Source organism: Arenimonas composti TR7-09 = DSM 18010 (genome assembly GCF_000426365.1).
In the GTDB taxonomy this organism is placed as follows: Bacteria; Pseudomonadota; Gammaproteobacteria; order Xanthomonadales; family Xanthomonadaceae; genus Arenimonas; species Arenimonas composti.
This window is the reverse complement of the sequence record NZ_AUFF01000001.1, coordinates 368301-385681: the sequence shown is the minus strand read 5'-3', so window position 1 is coordinate 385681 and position 17381 is coordinate 368301. Positions and strand designations below refer to the sequence as shown.

The window sequence follows — 17381 nt, the reverse complement described above, 5'->3', positions numbered from 1 at the left end:
CCGCTTACTTGACCCGCGACACGTACTCGCCGGAGCGGGTGTCGACCTTGATGATCTCGTCCTGGTTCACGAACAGCGGCACGCGCACGACCGCGCCGGTCTCCAGGCGGGCCGGCTTGCCGCCGCCGCCCGAGGTGTCGCCGCGCACGCCCGGGTCGGTCTCGACGATCTTCAGTTCGACGAAGTTCGGCGCCTGCACCGCGATCGGGGTGCCGTTCCACAGAGTGACGACGCAGTCCTCCTCGCCCTTCAGCCAGTTCTTCGTGTCGCCGATGCCGGCGGCGTCGGCCTGCACCTGCTCGAAGGTCTCGGCGTCCATGAAGTGCCAGTACTCGCCGTCGCTGTACAGGTAGCGCATGTCGGTGTCGAGCACGTCCGCCGCTTCCAGCGAGTCGGTCGACTTCATCGTCGTTTCCTGCACGCGGCCGTTCTTGATGTTGCGGTACTTCACGCGGGTGAAGGCCTGGCCCTTGCCCGGCTTGACGTACTCGGTGTCGGTGATCACGCACGGGTCGCCGTTGACGATGATCTTCATGCCGTTCTTGACGTCGTTCATGCCGTAGCTGGCCATCGGTGCTGCTCCTCGTGGATCGCCACGGCCGGGCCCGGCCTGCGGCTACAATGTCGTTTTCGCGGGCCGGTCGGCCCTCGTCCAAGCCGGACATGATAACCGCCCAGTCCCTTCCCACGCAGCCCGTCCCGGCCGCCCCACGCTGGCAGGCACTCTGGCGCGATGCCGTCCGCGACCCGCACGAGCTGCTGGCCCTGCTCGGCCTGCCGGCCCTCGCCGCGCGGCTGCCGGCGGCCGCGACGCAGCAGTTCCCGCTGCGCGTGCCGCGCGGCTTCGTCGCCCGGATGCGACCGGGCGACCCCGACGATCCGCTGCTGCGCCAGGTGCTGCCGCTGGACGACGAGGACCGGATCGTGCCCGGCTTCGACCTGGACGCAGTCGGCGACGGCGCCGCCCGCGGCGGCCCCGGCATCATCCACAAGTACGCGGGCCGCGCCCTGCTGGTCGCGACCGGCAGCTGTGCGGTGCATTGCCGCTACTGCTTCCGCCGGCACTTCCCCTATGCCGAGGAGACCGCCGCGGCCGACCGCTGGCGGGCGGCGCTGGAGTGGCTCGCCGCGGACACCTCGATCGACGAGGTCCTGCTGTCCGGCGGCGACCCGCTGTCGCTGGCCACCGGCAAGCTCGCCGAGTTCAGCGAGGGACTGCGCGCCCTGCCGCATGTGCGCCGGCTGCGCATCCACACCCGGCTGCCGATCGTGCTGCCGGAGCGGGTCGACGCGGAACTGCTGGCCTGGCTGTCGTCGCTGCCGCAGCAGCGCGTGGTCGTCGTCCACGCCAACCACGGCAACGAGATCGACGCCGCCACCGCGAAGGCGCTGGCGGCCCTGCGCGATACCGGCGCGACGCTGTTCAACCAGGCGGTGCTGCTGCGCGGGGTCAACGACGACGCCGGCGTGCTCGCCGAGCTGTCGGAGCGGCTGTTCGCCGCCGGCACCCTGCCCTATTACCTGCACCAGCTCGACCGTGTCGCCGGCACGGCGCACTTCGAGGTCGCGCCGGAACGGGCCCGGACCCTGCATGCCGAACTCGCGGCGCGGCTGCCCGGTTATCTGCTGCCGCGCCTGGTGCGCGAAGTCGCCGGGGCAGCGTCGAAGCTGCCCCTCTGAGACCCGTTTCCGTGATGGTGTTATCAGTCCGGCTTCTGGTATCGTTTCGCTCCGCCGCGCAAGCCATTGATACGCAAAGGAGAGCACCTGGATGGCACAGCAGGACGCCGTTATCCGCCTGCTCCTGGTGGAAGACAAGCTCGAGGATGCCGAGCAGCTGATCAGCCACCTGCGCAACGGCGGCATGGCCGTGCGCCCGCATCGGCCCGAGAACGAGGACGAACTCGTCCAGCTGCTCGCCGGTCAGTCCATCGACCTGGTGCTGGCGGCGTTCGACGCCAGGTACCTGCCGCTCGCCACCGTCGTCGAGCGCGTGACCGCGACCGGCAAGGACATTCCGGTGCTGGTCTCCTGCCAGTCCATCGACGAGAAGATCGTGCTCGACGCGCTGGCCGCCGGCGTGCGCGACCTGTGTCTGCGCCACCGCGCCGAACATGTGCAGGCGGTGGTGCGTGCCGAGTTCGCCGCGCTGCAGGCGCGTCGCGGCCTACGCCACCTGGAGGCCTCGCTGCGCGACTCCGAGCGCCGCTGCGACGCGCTGATCGCGTCGTCGCGCGACCCGATCGCCTACGTGCACGAGGGCATGCACATCCGCGCCAACGACGCCTATCTCGAGATGTTCGGTTTCGAGGGCTTCGACGAGATCGAGGGCGTGTCGGTGCTCGACCTGATCGCGCCGCAGCACGGTGAATCCTTCCGTGCCCTGCTCAAGCGCCTCGGCCGCGGCGAGCCGCCGCCGAAGCAGCTCGAGCTGCAGGCGCAGCGTGCCGACGGCAGCAATTTCGACGCGGTGATGGAGTTCGCGCAGGCGACGTTCGAGGGCGAAGCCTGCCTGCAGATCGTGTTCCGCCAGCAGACCGTCGACCCCGACATGGTCAAGGAGCTGGACACCCTGCGCCAGCGCGACCCGCTGACCGGGCTCTACAACCGCCCGCACTTCATGACCGAGCTCGAGGCCGCGGTCGCCCGTGCCGCCGAGGGCAAGGGCCAGCAGGCGCTGCTGCTGATCGAGCCGGACCAGTACGAGAACCTGGTGTCGGAAATCGGCCTGGCGCACGCCGACGAGCTGATCAAGGGCATCGCCGACCGGCTGCAGGGCGCGCTCGACGCGGAAACCCTCGCGGCACGCCTGAGCGACCACAGCTTCGCGGTCCTGTGCCTGGCGCACGACCACAAGAGCAGCCAGGCCCAGGCCGAGCGCATCCGCGACGCTTTCCACGGCCATATCGTCGAGGCGGGTTCGCGTTCGCTGAACCTCGGCCTGAGCATCGGCGGCGTGCAGATCGGCGAGCGGATCGCCAGCGTCTCGCAGGTCATGGCCAAGTCCAGCCAGTGCCTGGCCTCGAGCATCGGCATGGGCGGCAACCGCATCGAGATCTTCGACCCGGCCGCCCGCGACCGCGCCGAGGAAGAGCGCATCCAGGCCTGGGTCGAGCGCATCCGCGAGGCCCTGGTCGGTGACCAGTTCGTGCTGCACTACCAGCCGATCATCAGCCTCACCGGTGCCGAGGAAGAGCACTACGACGTCTACCTGCGCATGAAGGGCCAGGGCGGCGAGATGATCCCGCCGATGACCTACCTGGCCATCGCCGAGGAGCACGGCCTGCTCGACGACATCGACCGCTGGGTGATCCAGCGCGCGGCCGGCGTCATCGCCGAGCGCATGAAGGCCGGCAGGAACACGGTGTTGTTCGTGAAGATCACCCCGGCCTCGCTGGTCGAAGGCGGCCTGGAGACCTTCATCGCCGAACAGCTGCGCGCGCACGGCGTACCGGGCGACCGGCTGGTGCTGCAGATCCCGGAATCGAAGGTCTTCACCAATCTCAAGGCGGTGCAGGGCTTCGAGAAGGCGGTGTCGGCGCTCGGTTGCCGGGTCGCGCTGGAGCAGTTCGGCACCGGCCTGAATTCGTTCCAGATGCTGAGCCACATCGACCCGGCGATCCTGAAGATCGACCGCAGCTTCATCCAGGAGCTCGGCAAGAACCCGGACGTGCAGAAGCAGGTCCGCGAAATCGTCGCCAAGGCGCACGAGGCCGGCAAGCAGACGCTCGCCGAGTTCGTCTCCGACGCCACCACGATGAGCGTGCTGTTCGGCATGGGCATGGACTTCGTCGAGGGCAACTTCCTCGCGCCGCCCGGCCCGGCGATGAACTACGACTTCGGCTGAGGCCGCGTCACCGGCGCCCGCGTCCTTCCGGCGCGGGCGCCTTCCTTCCGGAATCAGGCGGCGTCGCGCAGCGCCTGGATGCGCTCCGCCAGCGGCGGATGCGTCATGAACAGGCGCTTCAGGCCCTGCCCGACGTTGCCGGAGATGCCGAAAGCGCGCACCTGGTTGGGCAGCGTGCTGTGGCCGTAGGTCTGCGCGAGTCGGGTCAGCGCCGCGATCATCCGCTCGCGTCCCGCCAGCGCCGCACCCCCCGCGTCGGCGCGGAACTCGCGGCGGCGGCTGAACCACATCGTGACGATCGAGGCCAGCAGGCCGAACACGATCTCCAGCACCATCACCACCGCGTAGTAGGCGAAACCGGGACCGCGGTTCTCGCGGCCGCCGGACAGCATGCCGTCGACGATGCCGCCGACGACGCGCGCGAGCCAGATCACGAACGTGTTCATCACGCCCTGGATCAGGGCCATCGTCACCATGTCGCCGTTGGCGACGTGGCTCACCTCGTGCGCGAGCACGGCTTCGACCTCGTCGCGGCCCATGCCGCGCAGCAGGCCGGTCGACACCGCGACGAGCGAATTGTTGCGGCTGGGCCCGGTGGCGAACGCGTTCAGCTCCGGGCCGTCGTAGATGCCGACCTCGGGCATCCGGATGCCCGCCGCCTGCGCGTGCCGGCCGACGGTCGCCAGCAGCCAGGCCTCGTCGGCATTGCGCGGCTGGGTGATGACGTGCATGCGCGTCGTGGTGCGCGCGACCCACTTCGAGATCGCCAGCGAGACGAAGGCGCCGCCGAAGCCGAATACCGCCGCGAACACCAGCAACGTGCCCTGGTTGCCGAGCTGGATGCCGAAGACACCCTGCAGCACCGAGAGCACCAGCCCGAGCAGCACCAGCACCGCGAGATTGGTCGCCAGGAACAGTGCGATACGCTTGATCACATGAACTCCTTTCCGTCGCCGGCGGGACGCGGCCGGCCTTCCGGGGAAATGGTCGCCTTCCGCCCGGGATTCAAGACGTGAACCCGCCGCCGCCGCGCTATCGCGGGCGTTTCGCGCCTTCGCCGACCGGGCCGCTGCATTTCGGTTCGCTGGTCGCGGCGCTGGGTAGCTGGCTGCACGCGCGTGCGGCAGGCGGCCAATGGCTGCTTCGCGTCGAGGACATCGACCCGCCGCGGGAAGCCCGCGGCGCGGCCGTGCGCCAGCTGGCGACGCTGGTCGCGTTCGGTCTCGAGCACGACGGCGAAATCGTCCGCCAGCGCGACCGCGGCCCCGCCTATGCGGCGGCGCTGGCGAAACTGCTCGCCGCCGGGGACGCCTTCGAATGCCGTTGCAGCCGCACCGACCTCGTCCCGTCCGGCGGCCTGCACCGCGGCTGTGTCGCCCGCCCGGGCGGCCACGCGGCGGCGGTGCGGCTGCGTGTCCCCGACGTCACGCTCGGTTTCGACGACGCCGTGCAGGGACGTTTCGAACAGCAGCTCGCCCGCGACGTCGGCGACTTCGTGCTGCGGCGCGCCGACGGACTCTGGGCCTACCAGCTCGCGGTCGTCGTCGACGACGCCGATGCCGGAATCACGACGGTGGTACGCGGCGCCGACCTGCTCGACTCGACGCCGCGGCAGATCCTGCTGCAGCGCCGGCTCGGCCTGCCGACGCCGGCCTACCTGCACCTTCCGCTGGTGCTCGCCGGCGACGGCCGCAAGCTGTCGAAGTCGCTGCATTCGCTGCCGCTGGACGACACCGATCCCTGGCCCGCCCTCGCCGCCGCGTGGCGCTTCCTGGGCCAGGAACCGTCGGCCTTCACCCGTGCCGGCAGCCCGGCGAAAGCGCTGGCGCGGGCGCTACCGGCCTTCGATGCGCGACGCATTCCCGCGGTTCCGGGCATCGCCTTCGGGGCGGACCAGGACACGACCACCGGCACTTGAAGGCGCGCCGCGGACGCGGCTTGCACGCCGCCGCCGCGATGGAGGATGCTGCCCCACTCGCCGCGCGCGAACGGGACCTGCATGACGCACGAACGCATCATCAAGAAGTACCCGAACCGTCGCCTGTACGACACCGAGATCTCGAGCTACATCACCCTCGAGGACGTGCGCCAGCTGATCCTCGAGCGCGAGGAGTTCGTCGTGCGTGACGCGCGCAGCGGGGCGGACCTCACCCGCCAGGTGCTGATGCAGATCATCGCCGACCACGAGGAACACGGGCAGCCGATCTTCACCACCGAACTGCTGACCCAGGTGATCCGCTTCCGTGGCGATTCGCTGCAAGGAGCGATGGCGAGCTTCCTCGAGCGCAGCCTGCAGTTCTTCCTCGAACAGCAGCAGGGCCTGCGCAGCCAGCTCGGCGCGATCGTCGGCCAGGCACAGACGCCCTGGGCCCTGCTGAACCAGCTGGCCGAACGCAACTTCGAACTCTGGCGGTCCTTCCAGCAGGGACTCGGCGGCGGCGGTGCGTCGACGCCGACGACCCGCGCCCGCACCGGCCGCGGCCGCGGCAAGCTGCGCCCGCGCTAGCGGCCGGCGCCCGGCGCCTGCAGTTCCCGCACCACCCGGAAGCCCAGCCGCGCATGCCGGCTATGCGCCGGCGCCGCCTGCCGCCACGCCGAACGCGCGCGGTCGACCGTGCTCGCCCAGGACGCCCCGCGGACGACCCGCTCGGTGCAGCCGGGATTGACCCAGGCGCTGCCGTCCACCGGCGCCCGGCGGTAGCCGTCGTGCCAGCAGTCGAGCACCCATTCGGAGACGTTGCCGATCAGGTCGAAGGTGGCGAAGGCTTCGGCCGGGAAGCTGCGCACCGGCGCCGGACCCCAGTGCCCGTCGGAATAGCCGCGGATCGCGTTCGACCATTGCCGTCCGCTGCGCGAACGGTCGCCGTCTCCGGTGAGGTTGCCGACGACGCGCTGCGGCAGACCTTCGCCCCAGGGATAGGCGGAGTCGCGACCGCCGCGCAGCGCGTATTCGAATTCCGCCTCGGTCGGCAGCCGGTAGCGCTGCCCCGTCTGCGCGGACAGCCAGCCCGCATAGGCGACGGCGTCCTCGAAGGCGACGTGCACCACCGGCAGGTCGGGCGCCGCCTCGCGGCCGGTGTAGTCGTGCCGCCAGTCGATGCCGTCGCGTTCGGCCATCGCGCCGCTGCGCTCGTCGTAGATGGCCGCCCTGCCCTCGCGGGTCGCGAGGCTGCGGTAGCCGGTGGCGCTCACGAAACGGGCGAAATCGCCGACGGTCACCTCGTTGCGGGCGATCGCGAACCCGCGCGCGAAGGCGACCTCGTGCGCCGGCCGTTCGTGCGCGGTGGCCATCGACTCACCCTCGGCGGCGCCCATTCGGAACCGGCCGTGCGCCAGCACCACCACCTCCGGGGCCTGACCACCGCCGGCGAGCGGCTCCCGGAACACCTGTCCCGGCCGGTGATGCCCGTAGTGACGGGCCAGTTCGATCCGCCGTGCGAGTTCGTCGAGCCCGGCCGCCTGTGGCGACACCCGCTCGGCGTCCGCGAGCCGGCGCGCGGCGACCTCGAGGTCGAGCGCGTCGACCGCGGCATTGCCCTGCGTCACGAGTTCGCCGCTGCGTTCGCGGCGCAGTTCGACCAGGCGTGCCGCCATGTCCTGCCAGGCCGACGAGCCTGGAATCACCCGCCCGGCTTCGGCGTGCAGGCGTTCGGCGCCGTCGTAGTCGCCCTGCTGCGCCGCGACCAGTGCGGCGTCGAGGCGCTCGCGCTGCACGCGGGCCAGGGCGTCGTGTGCCGGCAGGTAATCGGGCACGGCCGCGAGCGCCTCGCGGAAGGCTGCGACCGCGCTGCCGCCTTCGGGCTGCAGCAGCCGGCCGGCGTGCACCCGGCTCTCGCCACGCGCGACCAGTGCACGTGCGCGCTGTCCGGCCTCGACCTCCAGCCGGTAGACCGCCAACTGCGGGTGCTGCGGGCTGGCGCGGGTGACGACGCGTTCGAAGCGCTGGGCGTCGACCAGCCGACCCTCGCGGATCGCGGCCCGACCGCGCTGGATCAGTTCGTCGGCGATCGTGCGGATCGCAGTGGCTGCCTCGGTGTTCTCCGGATCGAAGGCAGCGACCGCCAGATAGCGCTCGAGGGCGCCGGGCTCGGGACCGGGCGGCCAGATAAGCCCCGGAGCGGCGGCGGCCGCTTGCTGATCGGTGGCCGGGCCGGGCGCTGCCGCGTCGACGGCGTCGCTCGTGCCGTCGGTGTCGGCGTCGGCGGACGTTTCCGGTACCGGCTCCCCGTCAGCGCCGGTCGGCACCGCCGGCCAGCCGGCTGCGAGCAGGCGCCCGGCGGCGAGGTCCCTGCCCGCCGCGGCCAGCACCTCGCGCACATCGGCCTCGCGCAGCGCCGGCAGGGACGGTGTCCAGTCGGCGACATGGGCCGGCGCCGGGTCGGCGGGCTCGACATAGGCTTCGAGGGCCGCCGGATCGACCGGCGACGGTGGCGGTGCGTCCGCCTCCGGCCCCTCGCCGCCACAGGCGGCCAGCAGGGAGGCGACGAGGACGGCCGCAGGGATCGGGGAACGCAGCAACTGGCGCATGCGGGCGACGTCGTACGGTGGCGTCGGATCGACCTGGGCGGCCCGAACTTAGGCTAAGGTGCCGCCACCTGGCAACCACGCAGTCCCCTCTTGAGCCTCTGGATCGATACCCCGGCCGCGCTGACGGCCCACCTCGCCCGCTGGTCCGGCCAGCCCCTCGTCGCGCTGGACACCGAATTCATCCGCGAACGCACCTTCTATCCCCAGCTCGCGCTGGTACAGCTGGCGGTGCCCGGCGACATCCTGCTGGTCGACCCGACCGTGCCCGGCATGGCCGAGGCCCTGCGCCCGCTGCTGCGCGATCCTGCGGTGACCAAGCTGATGCACAGCGCCAGCGAAGACCTGCAGGCGCTGCAGCGCGGCTGCGAGGCCCTGCCCGAACCGCTGTTCGACACCCAGGTCGCGGCCGCCCTGTGCGGCCTCGGCACCGGCCTCGGCTACCAGAAGCTGGTGGAAATGGTCACCGGCGTCACCCTCGCCAAGGGCGAGACCCGATCGGACTGGCTGCGCCGGCCGCTCAGCGACGCGCAGCGCGACTACGCCGCCGACGACGTGCGCTACCTGCACGAGGTGCATGCCTTCCTGGCGCCGAAGCTGGCGGAGCTGGGCCGCGCGGACTGGCTGGCGGCCGATGCCGCCCGTGCCCTTCGCCAGGCCGGCAACGATGCCGACGAGCCGTTCCCGCACCTGGCGCTGCGCAGCGCCCAGGGTCTGGACGCCGCGGCGCAGCTGCGACTGTTCCGGCTGCTGCGCTGGCGCGACGCCGAAGCCCGGCGCGCCGACCGGCCGCGCAGCTGGATCCTCGACAATGAACTGGCGGTGCTGCTGGCCCGCCGGCCGCCGGCCGATGAAACCGCGCTGCGCCAGGTACTGGAACGCCATCCGCGCTCACCGCGCAAGTCGCGCGAGCTGTTGTGGACGCTGCTCACCGCGCCGGCGACGGCCGACGAGGGCGGACTGCCGCTCGCGCAACCTGAGAACCGCGACAAGCAGACCGTGAAGGCCTTGCAGCAGGCGGTCGCAGCGGTCGCCGAAGCGCATGGCCTGCCGGAGGGCCTGCTCTGTGCCCGCCGCCACATCGAGAGTCTCGTCGATGGCCGGCCCTGGCCGGACGCCCTCGAGGGCTGGCGGCGCACCCTGCTGGAACCGCATTTCGCGCCACTGCTTTCGAAAGGCTAGGCAAAGCCGATCGGCCTGCCTATAATTCGCGGACCTTCCGTGGGGGGGTAGCTCAGCTGGGAGAGCGCGTCGTTCGCAATGACGAGGTCGTGGGTTCGATCCCCATCCTCTCCACCACAAATCAGAAGTCCCGCCGAACCCCGCCCCGTGCGGGGTTCGGCGTTTTCGCGTCCGGAAAAAATTTCGCGGCGCATCACGCCTCGAGTCGAGATGACTTTTCTGAACCCTTGCCAACACCCCGTACGAATTTGCTAGATTCGGTATTGACCGGTCGGGGGTGCGGCACGCGTCACAGATCGGGACAGCGCAACACGTGGGTGCTGTCGGCAGGTTCGAGTCCGGTTCGCGCCGGAATTCGTGGACGACGTCGATCGCTAGCGCCGCGACCCAGGCATCGGCTCAGCCGGTGACTCTTCGCGGACGTCGCCACGATGATGGGGATTCATCTATCCGTCCGCTTCGGCGGACGCACTGACAAAAATTGCTGGGGGAAGCACGGAATGCGCAAGAACACTGAGGCTGCTCAGGTCAACTCCCGTCGGGCCCGCAAGTACGCGGTCGCTCCCGTCACCCGCGCGATCCGCGCCGCACTGACGGTCTCCGCCGCCACGCTGGCCCTCGGGGGCCAGGCGCTCGCCGCCGACGCGTACACGACCGGACACGCCCCGGCCCGCCACGAGGCCGCCCAGCGCGACCTGATCGGGCCGCCCGTCCTCGACCTGACCCTCGCCGGCGGCGCCGCGCCGTCCAGCGTCACCGCTGAAGCAACCGACGCCGCGCTGCTGCAGCCCACCCGTGCCGCGTTCGCGATCGGTGGCAGCCAGTCGGCGGTGGGCATCGGCAGCGGCCTGGAGCTCGTCGACGATCCGTCGCATCCGATGGCGGACTTCATCTACGTCAACAACGGCGTCATCAGCCCGTCCGAAGTCTTCAATCCGGCGATCGGCATCAACGGCGACGCCGGCGTCGACAACGTCATCATCGTCAACAACGGCACCGTCGACGCGTACTCGGCGCTCAACATCGCCGACGGCATCTTCGGCGCCGGCACCGACGTCGACATCGACAACAACGGCGTGATCTTCGCGGACGGCAGTTACTGGGCCGCCGGCATCGAGGTGGAGGCGCTCGGCGCGGCGACAGTCGTCAACGACTTCTACATCAACGCCTACGCATTCGGTTACCTCGCGACGTCGTACGGCATCCACGTGACGGCGGCCGACCAGGCGTCGGTGATCAACAACGGCTTCGTGATCGCCTCCGGCGACGTCGCCAACGGCATCGACGTCACCGCCGGCAACGATGCCGTGGTCGTCAACTCCGGCACGATGATCATCGGCGACGCCGGCAGCTACTACGCCTCGGGCATCCACCTCTCCAGCATCTACGCCGGCAGCACCGCCACCGCCGTGAACGACGGCACCGTCGACGTCCTCGGCATCTACGGCGCCACCGGCATCGAGGTACTCGCCGCGGGCCAGGGCAGTGCCGCCACCATCTACAACGCCGGCAACGTCTACGCCGTGCAGAGCAACAAGTACGGCAACGGCGCGGCGGGCCTGGTCGCCGCCAGCGAAGGCTCCTCGCTGATCGTCAACAACGGCCTCGTGCAGGTCGAATCGGGCGGCCTCGCCGACGGCATCATCGCGATCGGCTTCAATGGCGACGCGACCGTCTACAACAACGGCGACGTGATCGTCGCCAACGACGCCTACGTGAAGTACGGCGTCGTCGGCATCACCGCCGCGTCGCAGTACGGCAACGCGCACGTCGACAACGCCGGCTTCGTCGAGGCCACCTCGACCAAGTACGGCGCCGGCGGCTACCTCGCCACCGGCGTGATCGCCCAGTCCGGCAGCGGCGACGCGAGCGTGCTCAACACCGGCGACATCGTCGCCGACGGCTGGCGCTCCTACGCCATCGTCGGCCAGTCGGTCGACGGCGACGTGTCCATCGAACAGGGTGTCGGCGCCTACGCGGCGGCCGGCTCCTTCGCCACCAGCAGCCTGTCGGCCGCGGTGGTCGGCACCAGCGCCAACGGCGACGTCGACATCGACAACGACGGCGTGGTCCTCTCGCTCTCGTACTACCAGTCGTTCGGCATCTACGCCGCCGCCGGCCGCAACGTCTCGGTCGACAACTCCTACTACGTCGGCACCGGCGGCCTGTACGCCGCCGGCATCACCGCGCTCGCCGCGGGCGACGTCGACGTCACGAACTCCGGCTTCGTCTACACCGTCGGCACCTACTCCGCCGTCGGCATCAACGCGACCGCCGACAACGTCACGGTGGACAACAGCGGCACCGTGCTCTCCCTGAGCAACGGTACGGCCATCGGCATCGCCGCGGAGGGCGCGTCGAGTGTCGACGTGATCGGCACCGGCGACGTGATCGCTGCTTCCTACACTTCCGGCGTCGCGATCGGTATCTACGCCGTCAGCCCGGGCGACGTGAACGTCGACTGGGACGGCGGCGTCGTCGCCTATGCCGTCGGCGACCAGGCCGTCGGCATCTTCGCCGCCTCCGGTTACGGCACGACTTCCGTGAACGTGGGGGGGCCGCTCGTCGCGTACTCCGAGTACGCCTCGGCGCACGGCATCCGCGCCATCGGCGTGGACGTCGACGTCAACGCTTCCGGCACGATCGACGTCGACGGTTACAACCTGGCGGTGGGCATCTCCGCCGTGGGTTCCGGCACGGTCGACGTCACCAATTCCGGCGACATCGTCGCCAATGTCCGCTTCGACACCGCGAACGAGTTCGGCGGCTACCACTACGCGTTCGGCGTCCTGGCCTACGGCGGCGCGGTGACGGTCGACAACAGCGGCCTGATCGACGTCACCGGCGACGTCTCGAACGGCATCTACGCCATCGGCGGCAGCGCCGTCTCGATCGTCAATTCCGGCGACATCTACGCGGGCACGCTGTTCGGGTCCTATTACGGCACCGGCATCTTCGCGACCAGCCTCTACGACGGCAGCACCATCAATGTCGGCAATGCAGGCCACATCGGCGCCTACGGCTACTACGGCGCCGTCGGCATCGAGGCGCGCGCCGGTGGCGCGGGCAGCAGTGTCAGCGTCAGCAACAGCGGCGACATCACCGCCTTCCAGTACGCGAAGTACGGTAATGGCGCCGCCGGCATCGTCGCCGTCGGCGACGGCGACGTCAGCGTCGACAACAGCGGCCTGATCCAGGCGCTGTCCGGCGGCCAGACGAACGGCGTACTGGCGGCGTCGTTCAACGGCGACGTCAGCGTCGTCAACTCCGGCGACATCGTCGCGATTTCGGACTACTCGTCGAAGTACTACTCCGCGAACGGCATCAACGCGTTCTCGCAGTTCGGGTCCGCGAGCGTCGACAACAGCGGCACGGTCTACGCGACCTCGACCAAGTACGGCTACGGCTACGCCGCCTTCGGCATCATGTCCGCCGGCGACACCGGTGCGTCGGTGGTCAATTCCGGCGACGTCACCGCGATGGCGAAGTATGCCTACGGCATCGTCGCGACCTCGGCGAACGGTGATGTGACGGTCGACCAGACCGGCGGCGCGAGCCTCACCGTCGGCAACCTGGACAGCGTCGTCGCCTACGGCATCGTGGCCTCGTCCGGCCAGGGTGACGCCACGGTCACCAACGCCGGCCTCGTCGACGTCACTTCCGGCGACTTCGCCCTCGGCGCCTTCGCCAGCGCCGACTACGGCACCGCCACGGTCGACAACAGCGGCGGCATCTACGCCTACGGCTTCAGCGGCGAGGCGATCGCGATCGGCGCGGTCGGCGTCGACGCGGTGGTGAACAACTCCGGCGTGGCCTATGCCAACGGCTTCCCCGCCGCATCCGGTATCGTCGCGATCGGCGACACCGCCACGGTCGACAATTCCGGCACCGTCATCGCCTTCAGCTACGGCGACACCTTCGGCATCCGTGCCCAGGGCGCCAGCGAGGTCACCGTCACCGGTACGGGCGACATCCTGGCGATCAGTGTCGGCTCGCCTTACGGCAATGCCTACGGCATCCACGCGGTCAGCGTGGGTGACGTCAATGTCGACTTCGGCGGCCGCGTCTACGCCTACGCCGACTACGGGATGGCGATCGGCATCTTCGGCTACTCGTTCGACGGCGACGTGTCGATCACGAACTCGGGTCTGGTCGTCGCCGATTCCGGCGCCGGTCTCGCCGACGGCATCTTCGCCTCCGGCGCCAACGTCACCGTCGACAACAGCGGCGTCATGTCGGTGGTCGGCACCGGCTGGGCCGCGGGCATCGAGGCCCAGGGCACCGACCTGACGACCGTCACCAACAGTGGCGAGATCTACGTCGACGTCGAGCTCGCCGGCATCTACTACGGCGAGAACTCGTCGTTCGGCATCTTCGCGACCGGCGACCAGGTCGTCGTCGACAACAGCGGCCAGATCATCGCCGCGGGCGACATGGCCAACGGCATCTACGCCGTCGGCAACTCCAGCGTCTCGATCACGAACTCGGGCGTCATCGCCGCCGGCACCTACTACGGTTCGCTGTTCGCGACCGGCATCCTGGCCGGCACCGTCTATCCGGGCGGCACCGCCAGCGTCGTCAACACCGGCGACATCATCGCCTCGAGCTACTACGGCACCAGCGGCATCGAAGTGCGCGCAGCCGGTGCCGGCAGCTCCGCATTCGTCGACAACAGCGGCACGATCTACGCCGGCCAGTACAGCAAATACGGCTACGGCTCGCTCGGCATCGTCGCGATCGCCGAAGGTTCCTCGACGGTGCTCAACTCCGGCGAAATCGAGGTGTGGAGCGGCGGCTACGGCGTCGGCATCATCGCGGCCGCCATCGAGGGTGACGCCACGGTCGTCAATTCCGGCGACATCGACGTCCGCAACGACGCCTACCTGAAGTACGGCGTCACGGGCGTCATCGCCTCGTCGAACAGCGGCAACGCCACGATCGACAACAGCGGCAACATCTACGTCGCCTCGGCCAAGTACGCCGACACCGCCTACATCGCCACCGGCCTGATGGCCAGCGGCGGTGCCGGCGCGTCGATCACCAACTCCGGCGAGATCGGCATCAACGGCTGGATCTCCTACGGCGCGGTCGCCACCTCGGCCGACGGCGACGTCAGCGTCGTCAATACCGCCGACGGCACGATCGTCGCGGGCCTCTTCGACTACAGCAGCCAGTCGCTCGGCATCGTCGCGCTGTCGCAGAACGGCGACGTGTCGATCGGCAACGCCGGCGAGGTCGACGCCGAGTCCTACAACCTGGCGATCGGCCTCTACGGCAGCAGCGTCAACGGTGACGTCGCCATCGCCAACTCGGGCGCGGTCGACGCCTACGGCTACGGCAATGCGGTCGGCGCCGCGGCGTTCTCGACCTACGGCGACGCCACGGTCACGAACAGCGGCGAGATCTGGGCCGCGGGCGCGGTCCGTGCGACCGGCATCATCGCCTCTGCCTACGGCACCGCCACCGTCGACAACTCCGGCAACATCACGGTCGGCACGCCGTACATCAACTTCTACTACTACACCTCGGCGACCGGTATCGACGCCCGCGGTGATGTGGCGGCGGTGAACAACAGCGGCGAAATCTCCGTCGTCAGCTACGACACCGCGATCGGCGTCCTGGCGATGGGCGCCTCCGAGGCCAGCCTCGCGAATTCCGGCGACATCGAGGTCTCCTCGCCGTACGACCTGGCGGTCGGCGCGTACGTGATGAGCGGCGGCGACGTATCCATCAGCAACAGCGGCGCGATCGAGGCCGATTCCGTCGGCTCGGCGATCGGCGTGTTCGCCTATTCCGGCCTCGACATGGCCTTCGGCAACAGCGGCGACATCTCGGCGACGTCGACCTCCGCCTACACCACCGACGCCGCGGTCGCCGTCGAGCTGCTGGCACTCGGCAACGTCGACGCGAGCAACAGCGGCGTGATCTCCGCCACGTCGACCGATGCGGCCGAGGCGATCGGCATCCGGATCCTCTCCAACGGCGCGGTCGACTTCCTGAACTCGGGCACGATCACGGCCTCGCACGCCGATTACGCGGTCGCGGTCGACCTCGACTCGGCCATCGCCTACTTCGAGAACACCGGCAACGTGTACGTCGATGCGGCCATCGACGGCCAGGTCGCGGTGCGCGGCGGCGACGGCACCCAGATCGTCATCAACCGCGGCGACATCACCGGCGCGCTGGTCCTGGGCGGCGGCGTCGACATCTTCGCCGGCTACAACGGCGGCGAATGGCTGGTCAACAACGCCACCACCGACTTCGGCGGCGGCAACGACCGCGTCTACAACTTCGCGGGCAGCGTGATCCACCTGCAGAACGGCGCGATTTCGCTGGGCGCCGGCAACGCCAACCTGTTCGAGAACAGCGGCATCATCCGCGTCTCGGGCTACGGCCTGATCGACATGGGCAACGGCCTGCCGCTCCCGGTCGGCCCGGGCGCGCCGGAAGCGGTGCCGTCGCTGAACACCCTGCCCTTCGTCAACGACGGCCTGATCACGTTCCTCGACGGCAACCCCGACGACATGCTGACGGTGATCGGCGACTTCGCCGGCGACGGTGCGCTGGCGATCGACGTCCGCGTCCTGACCGGCCTGTCCGACCTGCTGTACATCGACGGCAGCGTGGTGAACGGCACGACCCAGGTGGTCAACGCCCAGATCGACGGCCGCGTCACCGACCTGCTGGATCCGATCACCTTCGCGGTGGTCACCGGCAACAGCAACGCGAACGCCTTCGTCGGCGGCACCGCGATCGGCGCCGAGAGCGACTTCCTCGACTACCACCTGACCGTCAGCAGTGCCGCGGTCGGCGGCGACACCGAGTACCGCCTCGGCGTCTCGGTCGATGGCCTGAACAAGGCGGGCTCGCTCGCCGGCGCGGTGGCTCCGGGCGCCCACAGCCTGATCAACAGCCACGTCGGCACCTGGCGCCAGCGCATGGGTGTCCGTCCGGATACCGAGAACCTCAACGGCCTCGGCCCCTGGGTCCGCATCTGGCGCGACAACGGCTCGCTGGATCTGGCCCACGCCGAATCCTTCGGCGGCGGCGGCGTCTTCAGCTTCGACCAGGACAACGATGGTCGCGAGTTCGGCTTCAACTTCGATTCCGGCTACGGCATCAGCTGGGGCGTGATGGTCGGCAACGCCGACGCCGTGCAGGATCTGGAAGGCGCCGGCCGCACCCGCATCGACGCCGACAGCGGCGGCGTGTACGTGACCTGGATCGGCGATCACCTGTACGCCGACCTGTCGTGGCGCGGCATCGATTTCGACGCCGACATGCTGACGACGACCGGCGAGTACCTGCGCACCCACGGCGACGCCACCGCGCTGAGCTTCGAGACCGGTTGGCGCGGCCTCGACTTCGGCGGCATGAGCGTCGTCCCGCAGTTGCAGTACACCCGCGTCGAGATCACCAACATCGACGACGTGATCGGCGGCTCGAGCGCGTTCGAGTACGACCCGGGCACCTCCGAGCGCCTGCGCGTGGGCCTGGAGTTCAGCCGCACGATCCAGTCCGGCTCGGTGATCTGGACCCCGTACGGCTCGCTCAACGCGATCCGTGAGTTCAACGGCGACAACCACTACACCGTCGCCGACTTCCACACGGGGATGACCTCCACCGAAGGCACCAGCGCGATGGTCGAGCTCGGCGTCGGGGCCCAGATCCACGGCTGGTCGATCACGGCCGGTGCGAGCTGGACCGATGGCGGCGCCCAGGACAGCTTCGTCGGCGGCCAGCTGATCCTGCGCTACACCTGGTGACGAGGTAAGGCGGCGACGGCAGGTGCCGTCGCCGCCGGGACCGCCCCGCCCTCAGGCGTGGC

General features: G+C 69.9%; 9 protein-coding genes and 1 tRNA gene. 7 read left to right on the top strand and 3 right to left on the bottom strand.

The window, feature by feature from the left end; translation table 11 throughout:
- Positions 1 to 4: 4 nt before the first annotated feature.
- Positions 5 to 571, bottom strand: coding sequence for an elongation factor P (efp, locus tag K311_RS0101750; protein WP_026815889.1), 567 nt, complete (start codon positions 569 to 571; stop codon positions 5 to 7).
- A gap of 92 nt (positions 572 to 663) precedes the next feature.
- On the opposite strand from efp, the gene epmB reads away from it, so the two are divergent.
- A complete protein-coding gene (epmB, locus tag K311_RS0101745) occupies positions 664 to 1680 on the top strand; it encodes an EF-P beta-lysylation protein EpmB (RefSeq protein WP_026815888.1) in 1017 nt (338 codons plus the stop codon).
- Between the two features lie 91 nt (positions 1681 to 1771).
- Positions 1772 to 3847, top strand: a complete 2076-nt coding sequence (locus K311_RS0101740; RefSeq protein WP_026815887.1) for an EAL domain-containing response regulator — start codon at positions 1772 to 1774, stop codon at positions 3845 to 3847.
- A gap of 53 nt (positions 3848 to 3900) precedes the next feature.
- Here the strand turns inward: K311_RS0101740 and htpX are convergent, their stop codons facing one another.
- A complete protein-coding gene (gene htpX / locus K311_RS0101735; RefSeq protein WP_043797506.1) occupies positions 3901 to 4782 on the bottom strand; it encodes a protease HtpX in 882 nt (293 codons plus the stop codon).
- A gap of 77 nt (positions 4783 to 4859) precedes the next feature.
- On the opposite strand from htpX, the gene gluQRS reads away from it, so the two are divergent.
- Positions 4860 to 5765, top strand: a complete 906-nt coding sequence (gene gluQRS, locus K311_RS0101730; RefSeq protein ID WP_026815885.1) for a tRNA glutamyl-Q(34) synthetase GluQRS — start codon at positions 4860 to 4862, stop codon at positions 5763 to 5765.
- Positions 5766 to 5846: 81 nt separating this feature from the next.
- Positions 5847 to 6353 carry a polyhydroxyalkanoate synthesis repressor PhaR gene (gene phaR / locus K311_RS14790; protein WP_051239369.1) on the top strand — a complete coding sequence of 169 codons (507 nt, stop codon included), beginning with the start codon at positions 5847 to 5849 and terminating at the stop codon, positions 6351 to 6353.
- Here phaR and K311_RS0101720 read toward each other — a convergent pair.
- On the bottom strand, positions 6350 to 8374 hold the full coding sequence (locus K311_RS0101720; protein ID WP_051239368.1) for a formylglycine-generating enzyme family protein: 2025 nt from the start codon (positions 8372 to 8374) through the stop codon (positions 6350 to 6352). The two genes, phaR and K311_RS0101720, sit on opposite strands and share 4 nt — an antisense overlap.
- Before the next feature lie 90 nt (positions 8375 to 8464).
- Between K311_RS0101720 and rnd the strand changes: the two genes are divergently transcribed.
- The 3 genes from rnd to K311_RS0101705 all read left to right on the top strand — a co-directional run bounded on the left by rnd (position 8465) and on the right by K311_RS0101705 (position 17319).
- Entirely contained in the window at positions 8465 to 9553 is a 1089-nt protein-coding gene (rnd, locus tag K311_RS0101715; protein ID WP_026815883.1) for a ribonuclease D, read from the top strand.
- A gap of 41 nt (positions 9554 to 9594) precedes the next feature.
- Positions 9595 to 9670, top strand: a tRNA-Ala gene (locus K311_RS0101710).
- 383 nt (positions 9671 to 10053) lie between these two features.
- Positions 10054 to 17319, top strand: a complete 7266-nt coding sequence (locus tag K311_RS0101705) for a hypothetical protein (protein WP_026815882.1) — start codon at positions 10054 to 10056, stop codon at positions 17317 to 17319.
- Positions 17320 to 17381: the final 62 nt, after the last annotated feature.

What these genes read in the sequence shown, in the direction of transcription:
- epmB (WP_026815888.1), top strand. Translation starts at nt 664, where the DNA reads ATGATAACCGCCCAGTCCCTTCCCACGCAGCCCGTCCCGGCCGCCCCA.
- K311_RS0101705 (WP_026815882.1), top strand. Translation starts at nt 10,054, where the DNA reads ATGCGCAAGAACACTGAGGCTGCTCAGGTCAACTCCCGTCGGGCCCGC.
- K311_RS0101720 (WP_051239368.1), bottom strand. Translation starts at nt 8,374, where the DNA reads ATGCGCCAGTTGCTGCGTTCCCCGATCCCTGCGGCCGTCCTCGTCGCC.
- efp (WP_026815889.1), bottom strand. Translation starts at nt 571, where the DNA reads ATGGCCAGCTACGGCATGAACGACGTCAAGAACGGCATGAAGATCATC.
- phaR (WP_051239369.1), top strand. Translation starts at nt 5,847, where the DNA reads ATGACGCACGAACGCATCATCAAGAAGTACCCGAACCGTCGCCTGTAC.
- K311_RS0101740 (WP_026815887.1), top strand. Translation starts at nt 1,772, where the DNA reads ATGGCACAGCAGGACGCCGTTATCCGCCTGCTCCTGGTGGAAGACAAG.